Annotated in this window: 26 protein-coding genes and 4 pseudogenes; 18 read left to right on the top strand and 12 right to left on the bottom strand. The window is 54.4% G+C overall.

The annotated features are described in order from the left end of the window. Positions 1-2: 2 nt before the first annotated feature. A complete protein-coding gene (locus RY831_RS03085) occupies positions 3-335 on the bottom strand; it encodes a hypothetical protein (protein WP_326504869.1) in 333 nt (110 codons plus the stop codon). Positions 336-1,187: 852 nt separating this feature from the next. Next, positions 1,188-1,517, bottom strand: coding sequence for a DUF4148 domain-containing protein (locus RY831_RS03080; RefSeq protein WP_326504868.1), 330 nt, complete (start codon positions 1,515-1,517; stop codon positions 1,188-1,190). Between the two features lie 506 nt (positions 1,518-2,023). Between RY831_RS03080 and RY831_RS03075 the strand changes: the two genes are divergently transcribed. Together RY831_RS03075 and RY831_RS03070 are read left to right on the top strand one after the other, a co-directional pair. After that, entirely contained in the window at positions 2,024-2,755 is a 732-nt protein-coding gene (locus tag RY831_RS03075; RefSeq protein WP_326504867.1) for a FadR/GntR family transcriptional regulator, read from the top strand. Positions 2,756-3,443: 688 nt separating this feature from the next. Continuing rightward, complete coding sequence (locus tag RY831_RS03070; RefSeq protein WP_326504866.1) at positions 3,444-4,076, top strand: hypothetical protein; 633 nt, start codon at positions 3,444-3,446, stop codon at positions 4,074-4,076. Here the strand turns inward: RY831_RS03070 and RY831_RS03065 are convergent. From RY831_RS03065 to RY831_RS03045, 5 genes are all read right to left on the bottom strand, one after another. Continuing rightward, positions 4,028-5,194, bottom strand: a complete 1,167-nt coding sequence (locus RY831_RS03065; RefSeq protein ID WP_326504865.1) for an XRE family transcriptional regulator — start codon at positions 5,192-5,194, stop codon at positions 4,028-4,030. The two genes, RY831_RS03070 and RY831_RS03065, sit on opposite strands and share 49 nt — an antisense overlap. Before the next feature lie 333 nt (positions 5,195-5,527). Further along, entirely contained in the window at positions 5,528-6,823 is a 1,296-nt protein-coding gene (locus tag RY831_RS03060) for a type II restriction enzyme NmeDI-related protein (RefSeq protein WP_326504864.1), read from the bottom strand. 1,160 nt (positions 6,824-7,983) lie between these two features. Beyond that, complete coding sequence (locus RY831_RS03055) at positions 7,984-8,196, bottom strand: GDCCVxC domain-containing (seleno)protein (protein WP_326504863.1); 213 nt, start codon at positions 8,194-8,196, stop codon at positions 7,984-7,986. 5 nt (positions 8,197-8,201) lie between these two features. Then, a complete protein-coding gene (locus RY831_RS03050; protein WP_326504862.1) occupies positions 8,202-8,480 on the bottom strand; it encodes a heavy-metal-associated domain-containing protein in 279 nt (92 codons plus the stop codon). 10 nt (positions 8,481-8,490) lie between these two features. Further along, entirely contained in the window at positions 8,491-8,838 is a 348-nt protein-coding gene (locus tag RY831_RS03045) for a mercuric transporter MerT family protein (RefSeq protein ID WP_326504861.1), read from the bottom strand. 99 nt (positions 8,839-8,937) lie between these two features. Between RY831_RS03045 and RY831_RS33390 the strand changes: the two genes are divergently transcribed. The 3 genes and pseudogenes from RY831_RS33390 to RY831_RS03035 all read left to right on the top strand — a co-directional run bounded on the left by RY831_RS33390 (position 8,938) and on the right by RY831_RS03035 (position 10,284). After that, on the top strand, positions 8,938-9,066 hold the full coding sequence (locus tag RY831_RS33390; RefSeq protein WP_437126206.1) for a MerR family DNA-binding transcriptional regulator: 129 nt from the start codon (positions 8,938-8,940) through the stop codon (positions 9,064-9,066). After that, positions 9,008-9,331 carry a MerR family DNA-binding protein gene (locus tag RY831_RS03040; protein ID WP_437126215.1) on the top strand — a complete coding sequence of 108 codons (324 nt, stop codon included), beginning with the start codon at positions 9,008-9,010 and terminating at the stop codon, positions 9,329-9,331. Before RY831_RS33390 ends, RY831_RS03040 begins: the two co-directional genes overlap by 59 nt. Before the next feature lie 159 nt (positions 9,332-9,490). Continuing rightward, positions 9,491-10,284 (top strand): annotated as a pseudogene (locus tag RY831_RS03035) (IS5 family transposase). 7 nt (positions 10,285-10,291) lie between these two features. Here RY831_RS03035 and RY831_RS03030 read toward each other — a convergent pair. Together RY831_RS03030 and RY831_RS03025 are read right to left on the bottom strand one after the other, a co-directional pair. Then, positions 10,292-10,687 (bottom strand): response regulator transcription factor, encoded by a 396-nt coding sequence (locus RY831_RS03030; RefSeq protein ID WP_326504860.1) that lies wholly within the window; start codon positions 10,685-10,687, stop codon positions 10,292-10,294. Positions 10,688-10,901: 214 nt separating this feature from the next. After that, a pseudogene (locus RY831_RS03025) lies at positions 10,902-11,048 on the bottom strand (IS5/IS1182 family transposase); the annotation flags it as partial. A 281-nt stretch (positions 11,049-11,329) separates the two neighbouring features. On the opposite strand from RY831_RS03025, the gene RY831_RS03020 reads away from it, so the two are divergent. The 7 genes from RY831_RS03020 to arsH are packed head-to-tail and all read left to right on the top strand — an operon-like array spanning position 11,330 to position 15,472. Beyond that, on the top strand, positions 11,330-11,668 hold the full coding sequence (locus RY831_RS03020) for an ArsR/SmtB family transcription factor (protein WP_326505176.1): 339 nt from the start codon (positions 11,330-11,332) through the stop codon (positions 11,666-11,668). After that, complete coding sequence (locus RY831_RS03015; RefSeq protein ID WP_326504859.1) at positions 11,665-12,186, top strand: ArsI/CadI family heavy metal resistance metalloenzyme; 522 nt, start codon at positions 11,665-11,667, stop codon at positions 12,184-12,186. The genes RY831_RS03020 and RY831_RS03015 overlap by 4 nt, the downstream gene beginning before the upstream one ends. A gap of 3 nt (positions 12,187-12,189) precedes the next feature. Then, positions 12,190-12,636, top strand: a complete 447-nt coding sequence (arsN2, locus tag RY831_RS33180) for an arsenic resistance N-acetyltransferase ArsN2 (protein WP_367576076.1) — start codon at positions 12,190-12,192, stop codon at positions 12,634-12,636. An 8-nt stretch (positions 12,637-12,644) separates the two neighbouring features. Further along, positions 12,645-13,178, top strand: coding sequence for an arsenate reductase ArsC (locus tag RY831_RS03010; protein WP_326504858.1), 534 nt, complete (start codon positions 12,645-12,647; stop codon positions 13,176-13,178). A gap of 33 nt (positions 13,179-13,211) precedes the next feature. Next, complete coding sequence (arsB, locus tag RY831_RS03005) at positions 13,212-14,282, top strand: ACR3 family arsenite efflux transporter (protein ID WP_326504857.1); 1,071 nt, start codon at positions 13,212-13,214, stop codon at positions 14,280-14,282. Between the two features lie 4 nt (positions 14,283-14,286). Further along, a complete protein-coding gene (gene arsC, locus RY831_RS03000) occupies positions 14,287-14,718 on the top strand; it encodes an arsenate reductase (glutaredoxin) (RefSeq protein ID WP_326504856.1) in 432 nt (143 codons plus the stop codon). Beyond that, positions 14,711-15,472, top strand: coding sequence for an arsenical resistance protein ArsH (gene arsH, locus RY831_RS02995; protein ID WP_326504855.1), 762 nt, complete (start codon positions 14,711-14,713; stop codon positions 15,470-15,472). Before arsC ends, arsH begins: the two co-directional genes overlap by 8 nt. Before the next feature lie 58 nt (positions 15,473-15,530). Here arsH and RY831_RS02990 read toward each other — a convergent pair. Then, positions 15,531-15,728: pseudogene (locus tag RY831_RS02990) on the bottom strand (IS3 family transposase); the annotation flags it as partial. Here RY831_RS02990 and RY831_RS33175 point away from each other — a divergent pair. The 3 genes from RY831_RS33175 to RY831_RS02980 all read left to right on the top strand — a co-directional run bounded on the left by RY831_RS33175 (position 15,644) and on the right by RY831_RS02980 (position 19,049). Further along, entirely contained in the window at positions 15,644-16,024 is a 381-nt protein-coding gene (locus RY831_RS33175; protein ID WP_367576082.1) for a DUF5372 family protein, read from the top strand. The pseudogene RY831_RS02990 and the gene RY831_RS33175 overlap by 85 nt on opposite strands. A gap of 210 nt (positions 16,025-16,234) precedes the next feature. Continuing rightward, a complete protein-coding gene (locus RY831_RS02985; protein ID WP_326504854.1) occupies positions 16,235-16,696 on the top strand; it encodes a helix-turn-helix domain-containing protein in 462 nt (153 codons plus the stop codon). Between the two features lie 304 nt (positions 16,697-17,000). Next, positions 17,001-19,049, top strand: coding sequence for a recombinase family protein (locus tag RY831_RS02980; RefSeq protein ID WP_326504853.1), 2,049 nt, complete (start codon positions 17,001-17,003; stop codon positions 19,047-19,049). Between the two features lie 44 nt (positions 19,050-19,093). Here the strand turns inward: RY831_RS02980 and RY831_RS02975 are convergent. Continuing rightward, positions 19,094-20,036, bottom strand: a pseudogene (locus RY831_RS02975) (IS3 family transposase); the annotation flags it as partial. A gap of 44 nt (positions 20,037-20,080) precedes the next feature. On the opposite strand from RY831_RS02975, the gene RY831_RS02970 reads away from it, so the two are divergent. Then, on the top strand, positions 20,081-20,302 hold the full coding sequence (locus RY831_RS02970) for a hypothetical protein (protein WP_326504852.1): 222 nt from the start codon (positions 20,081-20,083) through the stop codon (positions 20,300-20,302). Between the two features lie 597 nt (positions 20,303-20,899). Beyond that, a complete protein-coding gene (locus RY831_RS02965) occupies positions 20,900-21,220 on the top strand; it encodes a hypothetical protein (protein WP_326504851.1) in 321 nt (106 codons plus the stop codon). Between the two features lie 251 nt (positions 21,221-21,471). Here RY831_RS02965 and RY831_RS02960 read toward each other — a convergent pair whose 3' ends face one another. Continuing rightward, positions 21,472-22,266 carry a lysophospholipid acyltransferase family protein gene (locus RY831_RS02960; RefSeq protein WP_326504850.1) on the bottom strand — a complete coding sequence of 265 codons (795 nt, stop codon included), beginning with the start codon at positions 22,264-22,266 and terminating at the stop codon, positions 21,472-21,474. 345 nt (positions 22,267-22,611) lie between these two features. Between RY831_RS02960 and RY831_RS02955 the strand changes: the two genes are divergently transcribed. Beyond that, positions 22,612-23,358: a CBS domain-containing protein gene (locus RY831_RS02955; protein WP_326504849.1), complete on the top strand. Its 747-nt coding sequence runs from the start codon at positions 22,612-22,614 to the stop codon at positions 23,356-23,358. Positions 23,359-23,722 lie beyond the last annotated feature (364 nt).

The following is a 23,722-nucleotide window of genomic DNA, read 5'->3' as shown; positions in this document are numbered from 1 at the left end:
CCTTAATGATGTTTGCTGTGATCCATGGCACCGCCTTGCTTGGGTGCAGGGGCGTTGGCATTGGGTGAGGCCGCCGGGGCGCTGCCGGCATCCTTCATGTGCCCGGCGTGACCACCGATTCTTCCCATTTCCTCATTCGCCGACCGCCATACCTTGTCGGGTGTAGCGCTGTCGTCAGTCGACGCACGATAATTCTTGAAGGCAGACTCGTAAGTAACCGCAGCGGTCGGTGCATTGGCGTCAAGCGGGTTGGGCAGGGTTTGTTGTTGTTGTGCAGACGCTGCGACGGGTACGCATACCCATGCGGCGACGGCAAGCCATTGCTTGGATGACATTATTTTCCTCAAAATCGGCAGAACAAACGTGCGAAGGCACGCGAACATACAGGAGTGCAAGACCGAGCAAGCAGAAACGGCTTGTCGTTAGCGCTCTATGACGATTAAGCGGATAGGAGTCTAGGCGGGCGTTCCAAACCGGACGGAATAAAACCGGTAAAGGAGACCACAGGCGGGAAAACTACGGTTGTAGCGGTACTTAAAACGGGCGTCAATGAGACGGAAGGGGGCGGCGCAGTTGCGCCAATGCAGCAAGCGGCACAGGCGCTACAGTACGATGTTTTGTGCACGGGCTGCATGTCGGAGGCCAGATTGGCACTCGGCTCAGCTGCTTCGGCATCCGCCAGCACATGATTTCCCGCAGGGTGCGCATGATCATGCGGTGTGCCTTGAGCAGCGACATGGTGATGGTCCATTGCCATTGCCACAAGCGTCGGCGTGACATTATGGTGTTGCGGCCCACAAGACGCTTTGATGACGGACGCCAGGCCTTGAATCGGCATGGCGGCTATCAGTAGCCAAAGTACGAATGTCTTGAAGACGCGGGTCATGGGTTCAGTTTAGCACAAGGGGCTGCGTGATCTAAAGCAACTTTCAATGGGTTCAGTGTAAACCTTCCGGTGGTAGCAAGGTCAAGACAATTCGACAAAATGCAGCGCTTTTCCAAGTCATGCCGCAGCAAATGTTCGAAAGCATTTATCGATATTGGTTCTGTGGAAGTAAGCCCAACCATACGGACAGCCTACAGAAATCCAACGATTTAAGGGAGATGGCGCCTCTACGGCTAAAGTCCAAGAGGCTGCCAGGGAAAATGAACGAAGGGCAATACGCCCTTCATCAGCCGTGACGCTGTTAGCTGCCGAAGTAGATGGAGTCGAAAGCCGGATCTCCATTGCGATTGGCTTGAACGGCCTCAGCCCGTACCTCTGCACGTGTCCTGGTGTTGGCAGTGGCAGGCGGTTGCGGATAGTCGGCACTGTTGCTAACCCGCAGCGTTCCGTCCTTGCGGGCCTGTTCGACTTCTGCCCGTACCTCGGCGCGTGATTTGGTTGACTGTACATGTTCCAGCCAGTTACTACCACGATTTCCCAGCCATTTGTCGTCCGCAAAAGCACTGGTAGTCATTCCGCTGATCAATACCAAGCCAGTCATTGCCGAGATCATCAATTGTTTCGCTTTCATAGTGCACTCCTTAGGTAGTCAGTAGGTGGTGGACTGGTACGTCATCTCAATCCATGTCTGTAGTGTAGAAGCTACGAGGAAACAGTTAGGTGACGCTTGCATTACAACTTTGTAATGCGCAGCGCACTTGCCGATCACCGTTATGTCCACATAGGCATGCCGCTGTTGTGGTCCGCATAGCGCCACCAATGGACGCTTTGCACTGAAAGCGGTTTCGCTCTGCCTTTCTCGTCAGGTAGGAACGGGGTGATGAAACTTGCGTCTACGTAAGGGATGTCGCGCCTTCCTTGCCATGAACGGCAGGCGGTGCACTAGTGTTCCACCCTGAGCTTGCCGCTTGAAGACGGTCTGCTACTGTGAGTAGACGTAGGCCGTGGACGATATTCGCTGGTGCCGCTATCATGCGTGCAGCGACCAGACGCCTGAGTATGCCGTTCCTTGCTTCAATAGAACGCGAGTTAAGGCCGGCGTTGATTCGAACCGCATTGTGATAAGTCTCTTGAGTAATGGAATCCACATCTTCAGGCATGGCACTTGACACGCCACCCTTACCCGCGCGCCGTCCGAATTTAGCGGCGTCGGTGCAAAGTGCAATTGCCGAAGCTATCCGTAGCGGGCAATTTAAGATCGGCGAATTTCTGCCGACCGAGCATGCGTTAAGCATCATGTACGGTGTCTCCCGTCCTACCGTCCGTGAAGCCTTGGTCCGCCTACGTGCAAAAAGTCCTTATTTATCGCGCAGTGGTCACCGTACCCGCGTCGACAGGCATCCTGACCTAGACCGTTCGGCACTGACTTTTCAAGACATATCGTGCATTGAAGATTTCAAGCGGTGCTATGAATTCCGGCGCAATATCGAAGCAGGGGCAGCCAGGCATGCCGCACTAAATCGGGACGATGAGGATCTTGACAAGATCTGGCAGGCCTTCGACCGCCTGCATGGTCACGCTCTTGACGAAATGCCCGTCGACGCGGATTTCACATTTCATGTGGCGATCGCCTCGGCCTCCAGAAATCCGCTGTTTCTGACGGTACTGGAATCGATTCGAAATCAGACATTGTTCACCATGGACTTGTCACGTAAATTCTCGCGCCCACAGCAATTGCAAAGGATGAGAGCGGTCGAGGAAGAACATCGCCGCGTGGTTTCGGCCATTGCAGACAGTAAGCCGGATGCGGCTGACGCAGCGATGCGCTTCCATATCGACCAATCGACGGCACGCGTGCTTGGGAAGTAAACGTTATCGCGTTGATTGGCTCAGTCGTCGCCGAGACGAACTGTCGCGGGGCCAATCGGTGGCGGCACGGCATGGCAAGCTAAGCGAAGTAGGCGATGACAAGGAAGTCTCGCCCGTCTATGACGACGTAGTGCCGGGGAAAACCGGCCGGCATCGACGAGTAGGTTATGGGAAAACGGTCCAGCGGCACTAGGCCACCCAATATTTTTTATTTCGATAGACGGCCCTGAAGTAATAACAGCGCGTGAACCGGTGTGCGCCACTGAGTGGGACATATCGCTAAGCGTCTGGACTGCCTCTGCCATCGTGGTCGTGTTGCGGCCAGGACTGTCAACCAAAGCGCAGGTCAGAAAGGGATCGGTTACAGTCCTGTGGCAGGACATACGATAAGGCGATCGATTAACTTGGCGCGATTCTTGTGTCCATGCATACCACTGGCCGGCGCCCTTGCTTTCACGAGGGCGTCCTACTGCCTCTCTTTCGCGCATTGCCTAGACCCGACCAGGTTTTCATCGGCTTGGACCATCCAGTCGGTCCTGTTTGTCTCAACCTGCCGGATAAGGCGAGAGCGCATAGTGCCATCTTGCCGCAAGGGTCTTTGCCATCCACAGCGCACGAGCAACTGCTGACCGGCGGTTATAATGGTGTGCACCTCTACACACGCTAACACAGCGGAATCCGATCCGTAATGGCTGCTACTTGTTTCCTTCTCATCGACACCAATGCCTTTTTACGGTTGTACTTCTCACCGGTACTACCATTGCTGGGAGAGGTCATCGGCGGCTACAAGCTGATGACGCTCGAGTCTTTGGTTGGCGAGTTTTTGAGAAGCGATCGACTGAAGACGAAATATGCTTCCGTGGCTGTCGATCCCAAGCTGTCCGACCTGACGACAGCGCAAATGAAATTGCGGGGTACAACCAAATCGCGTGTTGACAAGGAAAGGCAAGAGTTGTTGCCGTATGCCCGAGCACTGGTTGACGCAGAGCGGCGCAAAGGAAACAACTTGACACCACCGACACGTGAAGACGTCGATCTACTGGCTACCGCCGTTGTTCTTAAGGGTGGATTGGCAACAGATGAAGGAGCGTTGCGGTTCGTGGCGCATGATCTGATGGAGGACCCGGATAGCTATCCGATCTCGCTATTTTCCAGTTTGGAGGTGCTGCACCTGCTTGAGGCAAACGGTCGCTTGACTGCAAATGACAGGCGCGCGACCGTACAGAAGTGGATACGTGAGGATGAACTCCTGCCGAAGAACTGGCGCAGCGATTACAAGCGGCTTTTTGATGAGCCTGTCAGCTCCATTACCGGCTCGTGAAGCTCGAGCAGGAAATGCGATAAATCGAGAGCAAGTCCAAGTTCAACGTTCAGCGCATTCGCGATAAATGCCGGCGAGCGGCCGCCTTCGCTGCGCTGCCACTGGGCGAGCGCGCGGAACACGGGGGTTTTGAAATGGTCTTCCGACTTGATCACATATTCAGCTGTCGACATCTCGCTCAATCCGAACACACTTTCCGTCACTGTAGGCACTAACGCTCGCGTCGATCGCCAGGACACCCAGAATCTCTTGTCAACCAAGCCTGTCGGCGGCTGGCCCAGGATCTCCGCAGCGCGGTCAAGTTGCTTGACAACGGTAACCACTGACAGCTCATGCCGGCCGGCGTACCGACTTGCCGCCTCCCGAGGCTGAGGGTGGGAGGTGATAAGCGCAAGTGCCTCGACTGCCGCTTCCATAGGAAATAGCAATTCTTGCGCGAAGCGCTCTGCAAAGTCCTCTCCGTCCTGGCCCTGCAGCGCATGCAGGGTGTAGCAGTGCCCAAGTTCGTGGGCGAGCCAGTAGTTGAAGTCGTCATTGCGCGCATTGAGATTGAATACCACCCAGGACGTCCTGGAATCGGGCAGGTACACGCTCAGCGCATTCTCATGGCCGTCCTTATCCTTGCCCCACAATACAGGAACGAGAAGCGAGCCAAAGTCGTGGTGGAGCCCTAATAGCTGCTCCCGCGTCAGTGGCTGGGTCATTGGAATGCCGATACGACTACGGATCTGACGCACGGCTTCGCGGATATATTCTTCTTCTACGCGCGGCGATTCAAGCACCGGAGGCGCGAATATCGGCGTTCGTTGGATGAAGGGCACGAGCTGCCGAAGGTGGTAGGCCAGGTCATTGGCCGCTTCAAATGCTTCCACGGAAACGGGGCGGTTATTGCGTGTGCGGTAGGCGACAATAGGCTCGGCCACGGCGGGCAAGAGCAACCGTTGGACTTCAAGCTGCAGAGCCTGGGCGAGGGCCTTGAGCTTGTTGGGTCGCGGAATGGACTCTCCAGAGAGCCAATTGGAGACAGATTCTTTGCTGACTTGGCATTCCTCAGCCAGAGAGACTTGATTAAGTCCCAGTTGCTGCATTGCTTTTTTAATAGTTGGAATGTTCAGCATGATTTGTTAATTCTATGCCGATATCGGCATAGAGTCAAGTTTCGTCAAGTTCGATCGATAAGCAGTCTTGACTCGTCTTAAACGCGCGCCAGTGATTAGCAATTACCGGCATGAATAAGAGTAGGCCGCCATTCTTCGTATGCGTCGTCTCCATCGGTATGCATGGTTGCGTTGAACGGAAATGACGGCGCCTTTCCATGATGCAACTCGCGGCGGTTATCAGCTGCGCCTCAATTGCACAAGGACCCTGCATGGAAGTTGCACGCGCAGGGAAGAACACCAGCAGCCGTGACAAGCCAAGCAGTGCACGGCTTCATCGAACGTAAAAAGACATCAAGTCGCTGACGAGGCAGCCATGCCGCGTCGTTGAAGTCGTTGAGAGATTTCGACTACAGGTTTTAGCCCATTCCCAAAACGAGCCATCGCGCCACGATGCTCGCGCAGTTCGCTATAGGGGAGGTAGCGGATATCAAGTTCGGATACGCGCGAAAACGCAGGCCGGCACAGTTGCAGCTCCACTTCGTCACGACGGTTATCCGGCGCCACCAGGAACAGTGTACTGTTTTTGCCAACTTCCGTACCGAGCGCGAGATCCAGCATCCGGACGATTCCCGAATAGATGGATGTGGAATGCTCCACTTCGAATGCGCCTGCCACATGATGGTCGCCCTTCGTCAGCCAGACAACGTCGATGAGTCGCACCGAGTCCATCCCCTTGGTAACCCCTTCTGGAAGCTGACCCAGGCATTTGTCACCGAGCAGGCCATCAAGATAACGGCGGCCTTTGTCGTTTGCGGCGACCCAGACATCAAACCCGAGGGCCAATCCCAGGTCTCGCAGCCAACCTTGAATTTCGGTATGGGTGGCATCGCTTTCTCGTGCCGCTTCCCATTGCTTTTGCGCAGCGGCCGATTCTTCCCTGACGCGCGCCAAGTCTGTTTCCCATGCGCACACAGCAGCGGCGTCATCAAGGCGGGGCGGGGCAGCATAACGGCCCGCCCCCACGTCAAACATCAATCCTGCAATAGCACCCAAGTCATTGGACAGCAACTTGCGATGTTCTTCATTCAGGCGAATCAAGCCTTCTCGCATTGAAAGGTAATGATCCCAACGGCCCAGCTTGACGTTGCCTCCAGTGACGGCATTGAATCCCTTCACGATGGCCGTGTTAAATGGCGGCACAAGGGTAGGATGAATAAAGTACAGCAGGTTGGCGACCGCCGGTCCAAGCCCTTTGATGGCCAACGCGTCGATGCGTTGGATACCTTCGATGATCTCTTCGGCCGTATTACAGCAGTCGCAATGATTGAGCAGCTGCGCAAATGCAGCCTGGTTTTTCGGATTCTCGTAGATATCGGGAATGCGCAGTTTCGGCTTCCAGAGGAACGCATGATCGGCCCCCTTGAAAATCTGGCGCTGTTCGGCAATTGAACCGACCAACGTCTCAAGCGAAGAGCCGCGGTAGGCATTGCCGAAGGTACCAGCCTGAATGTCTCGGACCACCTGGCCGATGCCGCGCCGGATCGAGCGGAAGTTCTTGACACGCTCCTCCCAAAGAAACCAGGTGTTATAGGTGCTATGTGTATCGGTCTTCCAATGTTCAATGAGTCTTGCGAGCGCGTCGCTCATCCACATTCCTTTTTGCTTTGGTCGTAGGCATGTATTGTAGCGATTTCTTCTTTAGTCGAAACGGCCTGATGTTGCGTTGGCAAGGAACGGCCGAGCGCCCGAACTTAGGGATCAGCCCCGTTGACAGCCGACGACTGACAGAACGATATGGGCGCAAGGTTGTTGGTTCAGTTTATATAACTTACAGCTATTGACAGGCAACGGCTATGAAATGGCGGCGCACACCATACTTGGCGAGTGCCTGAGATTTCAGTCGTCCTGTGTTCGGCGCCTGTGAGAGGGCAGATCTACTTCCTGGAATACAGCTCCCATGCCTACCTAAGGGTGCAGGACCAGGTCACGGTCTCCGGCATCGCCTCAGTACCCATACCGAGGGACGCATTCCTCATTTCCGAAACAGTGAAGACGTTGCGAAGGTCGCCCGCATTTCTTCCCGATGAGGTAGATGGAAGCATTCTTTAGCACGGACAACCGCGTTCAGGAAGGCACTGCGGTTCAGCCAAACAGGCTACACCATTGCACTGCGGGCGGACATGAATGGTAGATTCGATGCTATGCAAAAAGGCCCGCCGCGAGCAATGCTCGCCGCAGGCGATAAGGTCCAACCGGAAGGTTGGGAGGAGACATTAAGTAGATTAGTCCCTTTTTACAAAGTTCAAGGGCGTGCCACGGCTTTTTTCTTTCTACTAAACAATGCTAACGAAGGGAGCACTTTCCACTGGAGTAGGGATAACTTCAAAGTCATCGAACCCAATCTGATTCATGTAGTGATGCCCTTAGCTTGGGGTCGTTCCGCTTGGCCCACTGCTCGTCCGAGGCTCTTGCATGAGGCTATCCAACTAGCGTCTCACCTGGCATGATCGTTCTCTCCATCGGACTACTGTCTGTCTCTTTCTATCGGTTTCGTTGACAGCCATAGTTTCTGTGCGGTGCCAGCATAAAGGTGTGCAGCGCAGAACCTGATCTACTGATGGATCCAGATTTGAGCGGCAAATAGGCGCACGGGTAAACCCCCAGGTTTGGCAGCCTGGACCCGCATGGACGCCACCATGGCTGCTGTCTCGGCTCCTATCACGACAAGGTCATATTGCTTGGGCATGCACCATTTCCTTTCCGTTCGATGGTTTATCGAGTACCCGCGTCGGCAGCCTTTGGCTATGTCACCCGCAGCAGCCGCGCTGCTCCTGGATGGGCGGACACTTGACCGAGCCATAAGAGCAATACACGCAGCAGTCTCCGGCTTTCGGGCGCAACAGGGTCTTGCAGTTGCTGCATTCGTAGTAGAACTGGCAGGAATCCGTTGGCATAGTCTCCGGCTTGGCAAAGTCGCAGTACGGGCAAGTCAGTGTCGATTCAAGTGTAGCGGTCGTCATACCAGTCACTTCAGAGGAGTAGAGGGGAACCCGGCATTGGACGTTGCCTTGATCAGATCGGCAATGGTAGCCTTGTCAGTGTCATAGGTCACAGTTGCTACCTTGGTGCCGTAATCAACCTTGGCATCTTTGACGCCCGGCACATTGCCAAGCGCCTTCTTGATCGTGACGCTGCACAGCGAGCAGGTCATGTTCTGCAACTCAAGCGCTGTGGTAGCTGTTGCCGCAAAGGCGCTGGTGATGGGTAAGAGTGCGACGACGATGAGTTTAATAATGAAGCGCATGAAACTTCCTCTACAAGAATAATGGGGCGACTGTGGGCACCAGCAGGAGGCAAAGCGCCAGTACAACTACCACCCAGAAGATGATGCGCTGACGCTGCGCGATGGCTGGCGTAGCGCACGCAGCACCTGGCGCGCATGCCCCGCGGACCTGGTACAACTGGCGATAGGCCAAACCAAAGGCCAGAAGCGCGACACCGATAAAGATAGGGCGATACGGATCTAGGGCAGTCAGATTGCCGACCCACGCCCCACCAATGCCCAGCGCCAGCAACACAAGCGGCCCGACACAGCAGACCGACGCGCCAATTGCCGCCAACACACCCGCAAGAAGCGGTACCTTCGAGTTTAACTTTTCCATCCCGGAGTCCGATTGTTCACGTTGCGGATAGTATACGTTCCGTACTTGGGTACGGAATCAAGCAATTTTTGGACACGAAATGTAGATAGGAGTATTGCAATGTTGACAATAGGGCAAATGGCCAAACAATCCAACGTGAATGTCGAGACAGTCCGCTATTATCAACGCCGTGGGCTATTGCCCGAACCTGTTAAACCACCTCGGTGGACACCGGCGGTATTCGGATGAAGATGTGCGCCGGCTGCAGTTCATCAAGCGCGCGCAAGTGCTTGGCTTTACGTTGGAGGAAATCGAGAACCTATTACGACTGAACCAAGCGGTCTGTTGCAAGGAGACGCACGATTTGGCCGTGCATAAATTGACTGTCATCAACGACAAGATTGCGGACCTGCTGAAAATGCGGGAAGTGCTGTCAGAATTGGTGAACCAGTGTAATGCCGGAAATCAAGAAGGGGATTGCCCAATAATCCATTCGCTAGTACAAGGACGGTAGTACATCTTCATTACTGCGCTTTAAGCATTCCATGCATTTATTCTCTAGATTGCCACCTGGTTTATTGCCGTGGGCACCGCTCGCCAAGGAAAGGCCGTCGTTCTTAGAACGTTCGATATTTTTCTGTCCAGAGCGGGTTTGTGGTGACGTTGATCCGGAATGAGCAGAAAGCATTATCCAAGCGATATCAGTCGTGAACAGTTTGACCGTTTGTCCCTTGTATCAAAGCAGTCGCAAGGGTACCAATCCAAGGGGGCAGTTCGAACTTGTACGGCATCTTTTGCGCGATCCTATACCTGCCTAAAAAAGTGGCGACTTGGCGTGCTCTGCCATCCGACTTTTCGCCAGCGAGCTCGGTGCGTTACTACTTCGATTCCTAGACGCGCATTCCCGATGACAGTCACATGAGCCTGCTTGATCAGGCGTCAAAAAAATGTGGTGGAGCAAGAGCGCATGAGAAATGGCGGCCACCCTTGACGAGCTTTTGCATTGTGGATGCACAAAGCGTCAAGAGTACCGATACGGCCCGATACAAAGGCTATGACGCCTGCAAGAAGGTATCGGGAATCCGACATACAGTAGTCGATACACAAGGGCTACCACACGCCATAACGGTGACCATTGCCGATGCCAATGACCGCAACGGAGCCTTGCTCATATTCCTCTCCCATGACGACAACCCGACAAACGGACAGCAGGTGCTTGTCAATGGCGCCTACACCGGCGAACGGTTTGAAGATATGACACGTCAGATCCTCGATGCGACCGTACAGGTAGCCAAGCGCAATGAGTTGCACAAGTTCGAGGTGATTCCCCAACGCTGGGTATTCGAGAGGTCCTTCGCCTAGCTAGAAAAGTGCAGGAGGCTGTGGAAGAGCTACAAACGTAAACTGCATGCGAGTGCACAGTTTATCGTCCTAGCCTTTCTCGCTCTCCTGCTAAAAAGATACTGATCACTCTCTAAGCGGATTGATTGTATCCGGGCGATTTTATGGTGGCGCGCCGAACGGCATCGGCCAGTTCTTGCCCATCCACGGGTTTGACAAGGAAATCAACGGCACCGAGCGCGCGGACAGCCACTTCAATAGGCTCGCTCACCTTGCCAGTCACGAATATCGTTGGTGGAGCCCGTCCGTCCCGTTGCAAAATAGTTCGATAAAGTTCTATGCCGGACATCCCCCCGAGATCAATATCCAGCACCAGACAGCCTGTGAATTCCGGTTTGGTGGATAGATAGTCCTCGGCTGAAACGAATTCCTGTGTGACATAGCCATACATTTTCAGTACGCGAAGAAGCGCGCGGCGTACTTGAGAATCATCGTCGATGACTGTGACAAGGGCAGGAATTGAAGTCATGGCTCCTTGAATCCTTCTATAGAGTCTAACTGAGCGTTGTAAAACAGTCATTCGCACTATGGCACATATGAGCACACACTAACATGCATCGACATCAACTATGGATTCGCCTTTGTTATAGAAATTAGGGCTCTTATCCGTACAAGCTAAATAGTCATCCCAGAAAAATATGGAGCCATTAGGCTGGTGCATCAATTGATGGAAAGGAAGAGCCAAGCCGATGCAAGATTTTGCGCAGGTTGTGCCTAGCGGCACTAGGCATGGCGTTCATCGCATCACCTGTGACACCTTTGAGGAAGTTGCGGCCAAGGCGACCATCGGCCTTCATATGTCCGATTACCGGTTCAATTGCATTACGTCGCTTAAGCCGTTTTTTAGTTAAGCTGGTCACGCCTACCTTGCGGTTGTCCGCTCCACGTTGGGTAAAGACCAACGAGTATGTTGATGCGAACGCTTCCTGGGAGGAACCGGCTACTCTCCAAAGGGTATTTGAATATAGCACGGACCTATTTTGCCCTTTTGATGACTGACGTAGCGTTGAAACAGAGCAATACCAACTGGCTCCAAGAAAGTCACAAATTCCCCTTGATATCGGCAAATACTTCAACTACTATTGAATTCAATGATTCAACAGGAGTTGAAATGGAGGTGAAGAGCGTTATCGCTGCACTTGCAGCCCTTGCCCAAGAAACCCGCTTGGCTGTCTTCCGGCTGCTGGTTCAGGCGGGTCCGAGCGGCTTGGCCGCCGCGCAAATCGCTGAGGGTGTCGGCATTGCCCCGTCCTTGTTGTCCTTCCACTTGAAGGAGCTGCTGCATGCCGACTTGGTAACGCAGACTCGGGAAGGACGCTCGCTTATCTACGCGGCCAACTTCGAAGCCATGAATGGTTTGCTCGGGTTTTTGACCGAAAACTGCTGCGGCGGGAATGTCTGTTCTCCTGTCACCGTTTCCAACTGTTCCAAAGAAGGAGCTTGCTCATGAAACGCCTGCACGTACACGTCTCCGTCGACAATCTCGCCGACAGCATCAAGTTTTACTCTGGTATGTTTTACACGGAGCCCACCGTGGTGAAGACCGACTACGCCAAGTGGATGCTTGACGACCCTCGAGTAAATTTCGCCATATCCCAGCGCGGCGCACAGACTGGCCTGAACCATCTTGGCATACAGGTCGAGTCGGCTGCCGAACTCAGTGAGATGCAGTGCCGGCTCGGGGCTCTGCAGCCCGATGTGGAGAAGGAAGAAGGTGTGGCTTGCTGCTACGCCAAGTCGGATAAATATTGGGTGAATGACCCGTCAGGCATCGCTTGGGAGACTTTCCATACGCTCGACAGCATTCCGGTTTTCGGTGAGCCGGACAAGACCGCCACCCCAGCAGAGGCCGCTGCGGGCACCTCAGCATGCTGCATCCCTCTAGCCAAACCGAGTATCAAGATCTCGGCAGACGCACCGTGCTGTGTGCCCACGACCCAGAAAAGCACGACCAGCGCCTGCTGCTGAACCATGACTCCGCTTCGACTCGCCACGCCCGGAGACCTGCCGGCCGTTCTCTCTCTGCTTGAGGACGCCGGCCTACCATACCAAGACATCACGGCGAAGCATCTCGGTGATTTCCTAATCGCAGTGGGTGGCCGTTCTGTGCTTGGGATAGTTGGGCTGGAGCGGTACGGTGAAAATGCGCTCTTGCGCTCCCTCGTCGTACGGCCGGAAAGCCGTTTCACTGGACTTGGGAAACAATTAGTCGACGCCATAGAGGAGCATGCTCGGCGGGCGGGTGTTGGAACCCTGTTCCTGCTCACAACAACCGCCGCTGAGTTCTTCGCTCGCCGAGGGTACAAAGTCATCGAGCGTCGCGAGGCGCCGTCTGAACTACAGAAAACAACAGAATTTTCAAGCCTATGTCCGTCGCAGGCTGTTTGCATGCGGCGGAGCCTCAATCAGAAACCTTAGGGAAAATCATGACCGACAAAACCTTCAACGTGCTGTTTCTTTGCACGGGTAACTCCGCACGTTCCATCATGGCAGAAGCACTCGTAACTACTATGGGGCACGGGCGATTCCAAGGCTTCAGCGCTGGAAGCAAGCCCGGCGGCAAGGTCAATCCGTTTGCAATCGAACAGGTGAAAAAGACCGGTTACCCAGTCGACAACCTGCGTAGCAAGAGCTGGGATGAGTTCGCAGCACCAGGTGCACCTCACATGGATTTCATCATCACGGTTTGCGACAACGCTGCTGGGGAAGAATGCCCGATTTGGCCCGGTCATCCTGCCACGGCTCATTGGGGCTTTGAAGACCCGGCGGCCGTCGAAGGCTCGGATGAGGAAAAGCGGGAGGCCTTCGAGAAAATTTTCAAGCAAATCATGGCTCGCATGAATGCATTCGTCAGCCTGCCCTTGAAGACACTCGAAAAGAATGCAATTCAAAGCGAAATCAAGAAGATTGGTGATATGCCCGTCACTCCTGCACAAATTCGCCATACCGCCACGCCTTGAGAGGGGCGTGACACTATTAAAGTCTTTAAAAAAATGACAACGACTCACACTACTGCAGTTGCCGGCGGGGCTGCTCCGGCAATTGGATTCTTCGAACGCTACCTCACCGTCTGGGTAGCGCTTTGCATCGTAGCTGGCATCATCCTCGGCAAGGCATTTCCCTCAGTCTTTCATGGAATCGCACAGCTTGAGGTCGCCCAAGTGAATATTCCGGTTGGAATACTCATCTGGGTGATGATTATTCCGATGCTTATCAAAATCGACTTCGCCGCGCTTTCGCAGGTGAAGGGACACTGGCGCGGTATTGGCGTAACTCTCGCTATCAACTGGCTGGTAAAACCGTTTTCGATGGCATTACTCGGATGGATATTCGTCCGCCACGTATTTGCTGCATGGCTGCCAGCGGACCAACTGGACAGCTACATTGCAGGGCTCATCCTGCTTGCAGCCGCCCCGTGCACGGCAATGGTTTTCGTTTGGAGCCAACTCTGCAAAGGTGACCCGTATTTCACCTTGTCTCAGGTCGCGCTCAACGACGCCATCATGATTGTGGCGTTCGCTCCCTTGGTCGCGCTGTTGCTTGGTCTGTCTTCTATCACCGTGCCATGGGACACGTTGATTACGTCAGTTGGACTGTACATCATCGTCCCCGTCATTCTCGCCCAGCTTATTCGCAAGGCGCTCATAGCCAAGGGACCGGGTCACTTAAAACGCGCTGTCGGGAAACTCGGCCCGTTCTCTATTTCGGCGCTGCTTCTGACCCTTGTGCTCCTGTTTGCCTTCCAAGGGGAGGCCATTATCGAGCAGCCGCTGGTCATCGCCATCTTGGCAGTGCCCATCCTGATTCAGGTTTTTTTCAACTCGGGTCTTGCGTATCTCCTGAACCGAAAGTTGGGCGTCGCACATTGCGTCGCTGGCCCGTCCAGTCTCATCGGAGCGTCTAACTTTTTCGAGCTGGCAGTGGCTACGGCTATCAGCTTGTTCGGTTTCCAGTCTGGCGCCGCCTTGGCGACGGTTGTCGGCGTCCTCATCGAAGTCCCTGTAATGCTGCTAGTCGTTGGTGTCGTCAACCGCTCGCAAGCTTGGTACGAAGCAAAGGCATAATTCCATGGACATCAAGATTTACCACAATCCTAGCTGCGGCACGTCTCGTAACACCCTCGCGCTCATCCGGAATACCGGTGCCGAGCCGCAGATCATTGAGTATTTGAAAACCCCGCCAAGCCGGGAAGAACTGAAGGAACTGATTGCACAAGCCGGGTTGACGGTACGGGAAGCAATCCGGGAAAAGGGTACGCCCTATGCTGAGCTCGGCCTTGACAACCCGTTGCTGACTGAGGAGCAACTTCTGGACGCGATGCTGGCCAACCCGATTCTCATCAATCGGCCCTTTGTCGTAACCCCGGCCGGCGTACGTCTCTGCCGCCCCTCCGAGGCAGTGCTCGACATCCTTCCGTTGCCGCAGAAAGGTCCCTTCAACAAGGAAGCCGGAGAAGCTGTTATTGATGCTGAAGGCAGGAGGGTCAAAGGAAATGGATGACCTTTCCAACCTCCCCAACGTCAGTGCCCCACATCTCGACGTCCCAACGCAGGAGAAGCTCGACGCCGCGCAGGTATCTACGCATCCGCCCCGCATCCTGCTGCTATACGGTTCACAGCGTGAAAAGTCCTACAGCCGCCTTCTCACCTTGGAAGCGGAGCGGATTTTGCAGCATTTTGGCGCTGAAACGAAAGTTTTTGACCCCTATGGACTTCCTATGGTTGACAGCTGTCCAGCGGACCATCCTAAGGTTCAGGAGCTTCGAAAGCTGTCGGAGTGGTCCGAAGGGCAGGTATGGTGCAGTCCGGAGCGCCACGGTGCGATGACCGGCGTATTCAAGTCCCAAATCGATTGGCTGCCTTTGGAAATCGGAAGCATTCGGCCTACACAGGGGCGCACACTGGCCGTTATGCAGGTTTCCGGCGGTTCGCAGTCCTTCAACGCGGTTAACCAGTTGCGAGTTCTGGGACGGTGGATGCGGATGGTAACCATACCCAACCAATCGTCTGTGGCCAAGGCGTATCAGGAGTTCGACGATAACGGGCGCATGAGGCCGTCGTCCTATTACGAACGCCTGGTGGACGTCATGGAAGAACTCTACAAGTTCACCTTGCTTGTGCGGGATCGTTCGGACTACCTGACTAGCCGGTATAGTGAACGAAAGGAAGCTTTTCCGGAGCTAGCTACTAGCTTGGCAGCGGCCGCAATGAGCCACGAAGCGAGCCAGGACGAGACAAAAGACGAACTGGAATGAATTCAGAAAAGCGGTTTGCATTGACTGAGGTGTCCTGTCAATAATGGACACTCATGTTTCAGGCGGCTTGCATATACCTGAAGGCATCTGCAAACACTGCCGGTGCTACATAGCCAAGGCGAGAATGACGCCGCTGGCGGTTGTAAAAGTTCTCGATGTACTCACGAATGGCTGCCTTGGCATGGGCTCGAGTCGGATAGCGCTGATGGTGCGTCAATTCATTTTTCAGGCTGCCCCAGAAGCTCTCCATGGGGGCCTTGGAACAAGCAGTCAACTGCGCCTGTTAAGCCGGATCAAATCCGGCGTTTCCGGATAACACATCCCTATCACCCCCTCTTCGCACAGGAATTCGAGCTAGTTCTTCACGCGCAAAACTGGCATGAAGACCGGGCTTGGTTTCACGACGCCACCGGTCATCTGCGCTCCCTCCCAGCTATGTGGACCAGCTTGGTGGCCGAGGATCCTTTCAATATGGTGTCTGCTGGTCGGGCTGCATTTCGCGTCGAAGAACTGCTGGAACTGGTGAGTTTGCTCCACGAAGGCAAGTCATGATTCGGTTCTTCGGGTGTAAACTGGATTATGCCGTAAGTGATAACGCAATTACGTCCATGGCGTTACGTCGGCCAAGGGCTAGTCTTCGTCTATGCAACTATCATTACGAGCGAGAGGCTAGTAAATCTAAAGTGTCCGAGGTTGACATTGAACGATTCCGGGACATAATTGACTTTACACTGTATCGCTTCATCTTCTCTGGAGAAGCCCATGGCTGCAGACCGAGGCAAAGAACAGAAACGACGTGGATTGAAGCAACAATCGACCCTCAATCCCCATCCCGATGCTGTTACCCATGCGCTGTTCCAAGGCAACGATTTCTTCGATCCTCACGACCTGTTGCAGGTGAAGTACGAAATGCTACGTTTGGTCAGCGTCGAGAAGCGGCCGGTCAGCGAAGCCGCCAAGGCATTTGGCTTCTCCCGACCGTCGTTCTATCAAGCGCAAGTGGCCTTTGCACAAGGCGGGTTGGCCGGTCTGATTCCGCAGAAGCCTGGGCCGCGCGGCGGCCACAAATTAACGTCAGCCATTATGGAATTCCTCGTTCAGGCACGTATAGCCGAACCCTCTCTTCGCTTCGAACGATTAGCGAGTCTGGTACAAAAGACCTTCGGCGTACAGGTACATCCACGCAGCATCGAACGGCAGTTCTTACGCAAAAAAAAACCGTAATAAATTCTCCCCTGTCATTGCCTGACAGCGCATCTCGCAACGATGCATTGATCTCGCGTTACGAAGACTTGCGTCGGCAGGTCCTTGAACGTTCACGCTGCACATCCCGCGGTCAGGGGCTTGCGGTCTTGATACGTAGCGGGATGAGGATCTGGATGCAAACTTGGACTCAATGCCCTGTTGAGTTGCCAGCGCCCCCACGAGAACCTGTGGGTGATGAAGAGATGCTTCCTTCAGGAATGCGGCAAGATATAACGATGATCTTGGCAGGCATGGTCCTCTATGGTCATCAGGAGTTGAGAGTATGAACAGCGACCCACATCAAAAGGTCCAGATCGGCCACCTTAAGCGTGACGCCTATCTCTATGTGCGCCAGTCGACGTTGAGACAAGTGTTTGAGAATACGGAAAGCACCAAGCGTCAATACGCTTTGCGTCAGAGGGCTATCGCCTTAGGATGGCCTGAGGACCGAATCATTGTAATCGACAATGACCTTGGACAATCAGGCGCTTCATCAGCGGACCGTGAAGGCTTCCAGCACCTTGTTGCCGAGGTCGGTGTTGGACATGCAGGGATCGTGCTCGGGCTGGAGGTATCACGTCTCGCGCGCAATTCCACAGATTGGCATCGACTTCTTGAGATCTGCGCAATTACAGATACGCTCATCCTTGATGAAGATGGCGTTTATGATCCGGCCCACTTCAATGATCGGCTCTTGCTGGGACTGAAGGGGACTATGAGCGAGGCGGAACTGCACGTGTTGAGGGCACGATTGCAGGGGGGAATTCTGAGCAAGGCCAGGCGCGGAGAGTTGGAGATGCGTCCGCCCGTCGGGCTTGTTTACAATGCCGTAGGTGCCATCACCCTCGACCCTGATCAACAGGTGCAGCACTGTCTACGTTGGCTGTTCAGCACGTTCCGGCGTACCGGATCAGCGATGGCCACGGCGAGAATTGCCCGTCAAGAAGGATTGGCATTCCCGCGTCGGTGCGGCAAGGGAGTTCACAAAGGCGAATTGCTATGGACCGGTCTCGATCACAGCCAGGTACTACGCATCCTGCATAACCCAAGATACGCTGGCGCATTCGTTTATGGTCGCACCCATATGCGCAAAACAGTGGATGGGTCAAGCCATATGCAGCGCATGCCGCAAGATCAATGGGATACGCTGATTCCTAATGCACACGCTGGATATATTACGTGGGAAGAGTATGAATGGAACCAGAGACGCTTGCATGAAAGCGCACAGGCGATAGGCTCAGATCGGCGTCGCGGTCCGCCACGCGAAGGTCCCGCGCTACTGCAGGGATTGGTAGTCTGTGGACGCTGCGGTGGGCGCATGACGGTTCGCTACCATAGCCGCAACGAGCACCTATGTCCGGAATATGTTTGTCAACACGAAGGCATTGAGCATGCTGAACCCATTTGCCAACGTGTCTGCGGGGTTGGCATCGACCAGGCCATCGGCGAGCTACTCATTGAAGCAGTCAACCCGATGGCCCTCGAAGTGACGCTGGCGGTGCAGCACGAGCTTCAAGCACGCATGGAAGAAGCAGACCGACTACGTCACAAACAAGTCGAGCGTGCCCAGTATGAAGCCGATTTGGCTCAGCGCCGCTATATGCGTGTCGATCCTGACAATCGACTGGTTGCCGATTCCCTTGAAGCGGACTGGAATCAAAGATTGCGCTCCCTGGCTGAGGCACATGAGGAATATGGACGTCGCCATGAACAGGATAGGCGCATCCTTACCGACGAACAGCGTGCGAACATTCTGGCACTCGCCACAGACTTCCCGCATCTGTGGCGTGACCCGCGTACGCCAGATCGCGAACGTAAGCGAATGATTCGACTCCTTCTGGAAGATGTGACCTTGAATCGGGATCATCAAATCACCATGCAGATTCGTTTCAAAGGCGGTGCCCACAAGACGCTCAAGTTGCCTCTGCCAATGTCATCCTGGCAGAAAATTGTTACCCCTGCAGAAGTCGTCGCTCAAATCGATGAACTGCTTAACCACCATACGTACCTGCAAATTGCGACCATCCTTAATGAGCAAGGTATCGTCTCGGGTGCCGGCAAGCGCTTTAACCCTCATATGATTGCTCGACTTCAACGTAGCTACGGGCTCAAGTCGCGCTATGATCGGTTGAGGGAGGCTGGATTGTTAACGCTTGACGAAATGGCGGATGCGTTGCATCTCTCACCCACTCATGTGAAGATATGGAACCGCCATGGCCTGATTCGTGGACATGCTTACAGCGACAAGAACGAATGCCTGTATGAACCGCCAGGTAACAATCCACCACGAAAATCCATGGGCGTGAAATTCTCTCGGCGGCTTGCCGACTAGCAGGTCGTTACTGACCCGACTGGAGAGGTGTAGTATGAAACAAAAGCCTTGTCATGGCAGTTTCCTTTGCGTGACATAGACGCACGCATGCCGAACTGGCGTAACAACTGGCGATAGGCTTTCGCACAATATTGCGACGCGCGGTCCGAATGGTGAATCAGCCCGGCCGCGGGGCGCTTGAGTTCCTGCGTCATTCGCTCGCTCATGGCATATCCAACGATTTCGCAAGTGAACACATCCTTGACTCCGGCCACGTATAGCCAGCCCTCTTCGGTCGGCACATAAGTAATATCCACCAGCCACTGCTGGTTAGGTGCTGTCGGATCGAACCGCTGCTCCAGCAAGTTGGCTTCTACCGGCAAGTCATGTCGGGAATTCGTTGTTCTCTTGAACCGGCGCTTTTGCTTGCAGCGTAGTCCCAGTTCCCGCCGCAGCCGACCAATGCGGTCACGGCCGACAGCAAACCCCTGGTCCTTCAATTCCGGCTGCATCCGTCGTACGCCGTAGGTTTCCCGGCTTTGCCGATGCACTGCTCCGATCGCTACCTTCAGTCGCTCATCGGCCTGCTGGCGTGCACAGGGTTTGCGGTTGAGCCAGGCGTAAAAGCCGCTGCGTGATACGCCAAACACCCGGCATAGCAAGGCAATGGGGTAGTCGAGTCGCAGATGTTTCAGTTGCGCGTACCGGGCAGCGACTCCCGTGCAAAGTACGCTGCCGCTTTTTTAGCACTTCTTTTTCCATGCGTTCTGTGGCCAATTCTTTGCGAAACTTGGCGACCTCGGCTTCCAGCTCGACTACGCTCCGGCTTCCTGGCGCTGCAGTGCCTGCGCTGTTTCCACGCTTGGCAGCCATTACCCAGTTCGATAGCGTTCCCTTGGGCACGGTTAGCCGCTGCGCCGCCGCTTCCAGGGACAATCCCTGCTCCAGCACCAGCTTTACTGCTTCGGCCCGAAACTCGGGCGTGTAGCTTCTGATTTCTTTCTTCATGCCTTCTCCCATTTACTCAGTGTATCAAACGGGAGTGTCCACAAATGTCAGGCTACCTCACAGGTACAACCCAAGTTATTGTCTGGCCCAGTCTAATTGAAAAACAGAAGAGGGAAGTGCTCGATGCCACTCTGCTTACTGTCTATGGCGTGTGGCAGCGCGATGGTGCCTCAATGCACCTCATTGCCAAGAGGCTCGTTGATCACACAGCACTGCTTGGGGCGCTCAATACTTTGAGTAACAAAATTTATGGATATTTTGTATAGGCTTTCGTGCGCACTTACAAAACCCGGAAGACAAATGGAAAATCGGGCCAATTCAAGCTACATAAGAGCAAATTTTTCTTAAAGTCAAGAGTTTGCATTAATGTCCGTATAGCACCATCTTCTGTTAAATGCCAGTAAGGTAGCTGTAGCAGTTAGTTTTGAATTGCGTCAGCATAATCAGCAGCAACCATGATGCACTGGCTCCCCCAGTAGCGCTCAGTAAGCTCGTAAAGCAGATTAATACCAAACCATATTGGCGAGACAATTGTTGCGGAGAAGAGTAGATTCGTCCGACGAATCAGTATCCCGACTTTCCTACGTTTTACGTATTGCAGCGAGACATTTTCTATAGAATCGGCCATAAACGGCCTTTGAGATATATGCGAGGCGGATGCACGCCTCCGAACGCGCCATTGCGACGGCAGTCAGCGCCGAGAAGCCGAACAGTGCAGCGGGAACAGTGCAGCGGATTAAGCGATCGTTCCTAGCGTCCGCACTGTCAGAGCGTGATTGCAAGTAAGAACTTTAATATAAACATATCTATTTCTCTGGATAAGCTCATAGTGTTACGACATCCATTCCATCCGGGAGCTATCAATGAAGTCGACCATTCACCTAACCGCTGCATTTCCAGCCGTCTTGGTCATTCTCGCTTTAACAGGATGTGCATCTCGCCAAGACGCGCAGAATAGACAACACCAGGCTGACGCGGCAACTTCGACACCGACGGGGGCGTCAGGCGGTGGATCCACAGGCAACCAGATGTCGATGATGGACATGAAAACCATGTGCGACAAGCACAATAAAATGATGAGCGCGAAAACACCTGAAGAGAAGAAATCGATGGGCACGCATATGGAAACAATGTCGCCAGAGATGCGACAGAAACATATGACGATGATGGAGAAATGCAACTGATGCACGGGATAACGGCCCCATGAACGTCGCATAAATCGATGGCACTCGACGTGGTGCGAGCTCGGCGTCGCGGATATGCAGGCCAGTACGGCATACTCCGCATGCGGAGACGCGAATCAGTACCTCATCTGCCTCTGACACGGGTCGGTGCCATGCAACGATGCAGCAATTGGCCAGCGTGTTCGAGTTGCATTGCTTGCATGAGGCCGGGCTCGCCTGATCCAAAGTCATTCCAGGTTTCTTCCTATCCGTCAGGCGTTGAGGTCCGGTTCGCCAGTCATTGGCAGCATCAGCCGACGCGCTTCTTCTCGCATCGCTGCAATGGTTACATGGTCCATGCCGGCAGCATGGACGACAGGGCCGATATCCACTGCAACGGGAGCGCGGCGCGGCATCCAGGAACCAGAGCGCAATATTGTCCGTGCGCCGCCCAACGCGCCGATCACCACCGGCACCTCCGCCTTGGCTGCGGCCACGAAAGCGCCGGAGTGGAAGCGCCGCAGGCCTGCAATTGGGGTGAATTCGCCCTCCGGAAACATCACCACGTTTTCTCCGGACTTTAGTGCACCAATGATCTTTTCAATATTGGAAGACAGATGACGGGCATCCCCGGCGCGCAGCAGAAGCAAGCCAAGGGCACCCAACACCGGCCACAGCAGACCCTGCTTGCGAAACTGTTGACGCGCCGTGAACGCATATCCCGGTGATGACGGCAAGAGCGCTGTCAGGACAATGGCATCAAGAAAGCTGGTGTGATTGACGACCAGGATATGCGGTCCTGCCGGCAACCTGTCCAAGCCGTTGATCGAGAGTGGAATCCTGGTAGACCAAAAGACCAGTCTGGCAGCGGTCCGCGCAATCCGGCGACGAACGGCGACCTGTCTGGCCAGCACAATGAGCAAGCAAGCAGGCAGTGCCAGTGTAACGAAGATCGCCCACGCATAAATGCCATACGCCGCCCCGGCAATACGTCGCGTCAGATTCACGATGCGCAGTGACAGGGCTTTGCCTGCAAGATTAACTGTATTCAATCCATTCATCAGCATGACCTTCGTGGTTGCAGCTATCCGTAGCAGTCTTCAAAGTGCCCAGACTTCCTTGAAAGATCGGTCGTGCGCCTCGACATGTCGCACCATTACTTCAGCGTAGTAGGAGATCAGGCAAAAAACTTAACTCAGATCAAACAAGACGGAGTGCCGTGGCTCAATAACCTGAGCGGGCGACATTCAAGACCGCAGCGCTGACCTTCATAATCTTGATCTTGTTCAAGCGCTCAGCACAAATTAAGCAGAGGCTAAGGTGACGATCACGAAACGCCGATGCGCTCATTGAATGTGAGATTCAGGTGCGGCATGGGCAGCAGCCACCGCTAGTTCTGACAGAGGAGCATCATGAAAGCACAAGATGTGATGACCATGCAGCCAATCTGCGTCACCGATAACGCTACGTTGGAGGATGCCATTGCGCTGATGTTGCGTCATAAGATTAGTGGACTGCCTGTCTTGAACGATGCAGGACGAGTGACAGGCATGTTGACTGAAGGAGACTTGCTGCGACGCACGGAAACGCAGACCGAGCGAAAGCGGCCGCGCTGGTTGGAGTTTCTGATCGGTCCCGGAAAGCTCGCCAAGGAATTTGTACATGCGCACGGCCGGCACGTGAAGGAGGTCATGTCGACGCAAGTGATCGCGGCAGCTCCGGACACGACGTTGGATGAGGTGGTCAGGCTGATGGAAAAGCATCGCATCAAGCGCGTACCAGTCATTCGGGAAAACCAACTGGTCGGGATTGTCAGTCGTGCCAATCTTGTGCAAGCACTGGGTGCGGTGATTCATGAAATACCCGCGGCCAAATCCTCCGATAACGACATTCGCACACAACTGCTGGCAACGCTGGAGAAGACGACGTGGGCACCAACAGGCATGCTTGACATCATCGTGCGTAATGGTGTCGTGCATATCAACGGCGTCGTGACAAATGCGGAAGAAATCAATGCGTTGACGGTGGCTGCGGAAAATACCCCTGGTGTGAAAGAGGTGCGCAACGATGTGGCGTGGTGCGACCCGATGTCCGGATTGGTCATCGAGAATGAACCACCCGCTGTCCAGGCGCGTGACTCGCTGCAGCGCCAGGTCTGAGGGAAAGAGAACCCCAATGCCATTGATATTTACATCCTTATCCCGGACAAAGCTGGGTTGAACAAGGCCAACCCAAACAGCAGCCGCATGAGGACGCGCGCAATGGAACGGCCAAGTTACTGACCTTGTTCTGTCCAGGCAGTGGCGAGGTGCGTGCGCGTGGCGTCACCCATGCCACCGATGCGGTATTTCCTCCCTGGCTGCAGCGGAGCTGGCCCCGATTCTGGAACGCTTGCCCCAGCCTATGCCAATCATGGATGCCAGCGTGAATCACGCCGTGTGGAAATCTTGGCAGAGCGGATTGGAGATCCGCATTACGCTGCCAACGTTGCTGCCAGCACTTCGCCTGCTTCTGATTTTGGAC

It is taken from the genome of Noviherbaspirillum album (genome assembly GCF_035916955.1).
Lineage (GTDB): Bacteria > Pseudomonadota > Gammaproteobacteria > Burkholderiales > Burkholderiaceae_D > Noviherbaspirillum > Noviherbaspirillum album.
This window is presented reverse-complemented; position numbering and strand designations above follow the sequence as displayed.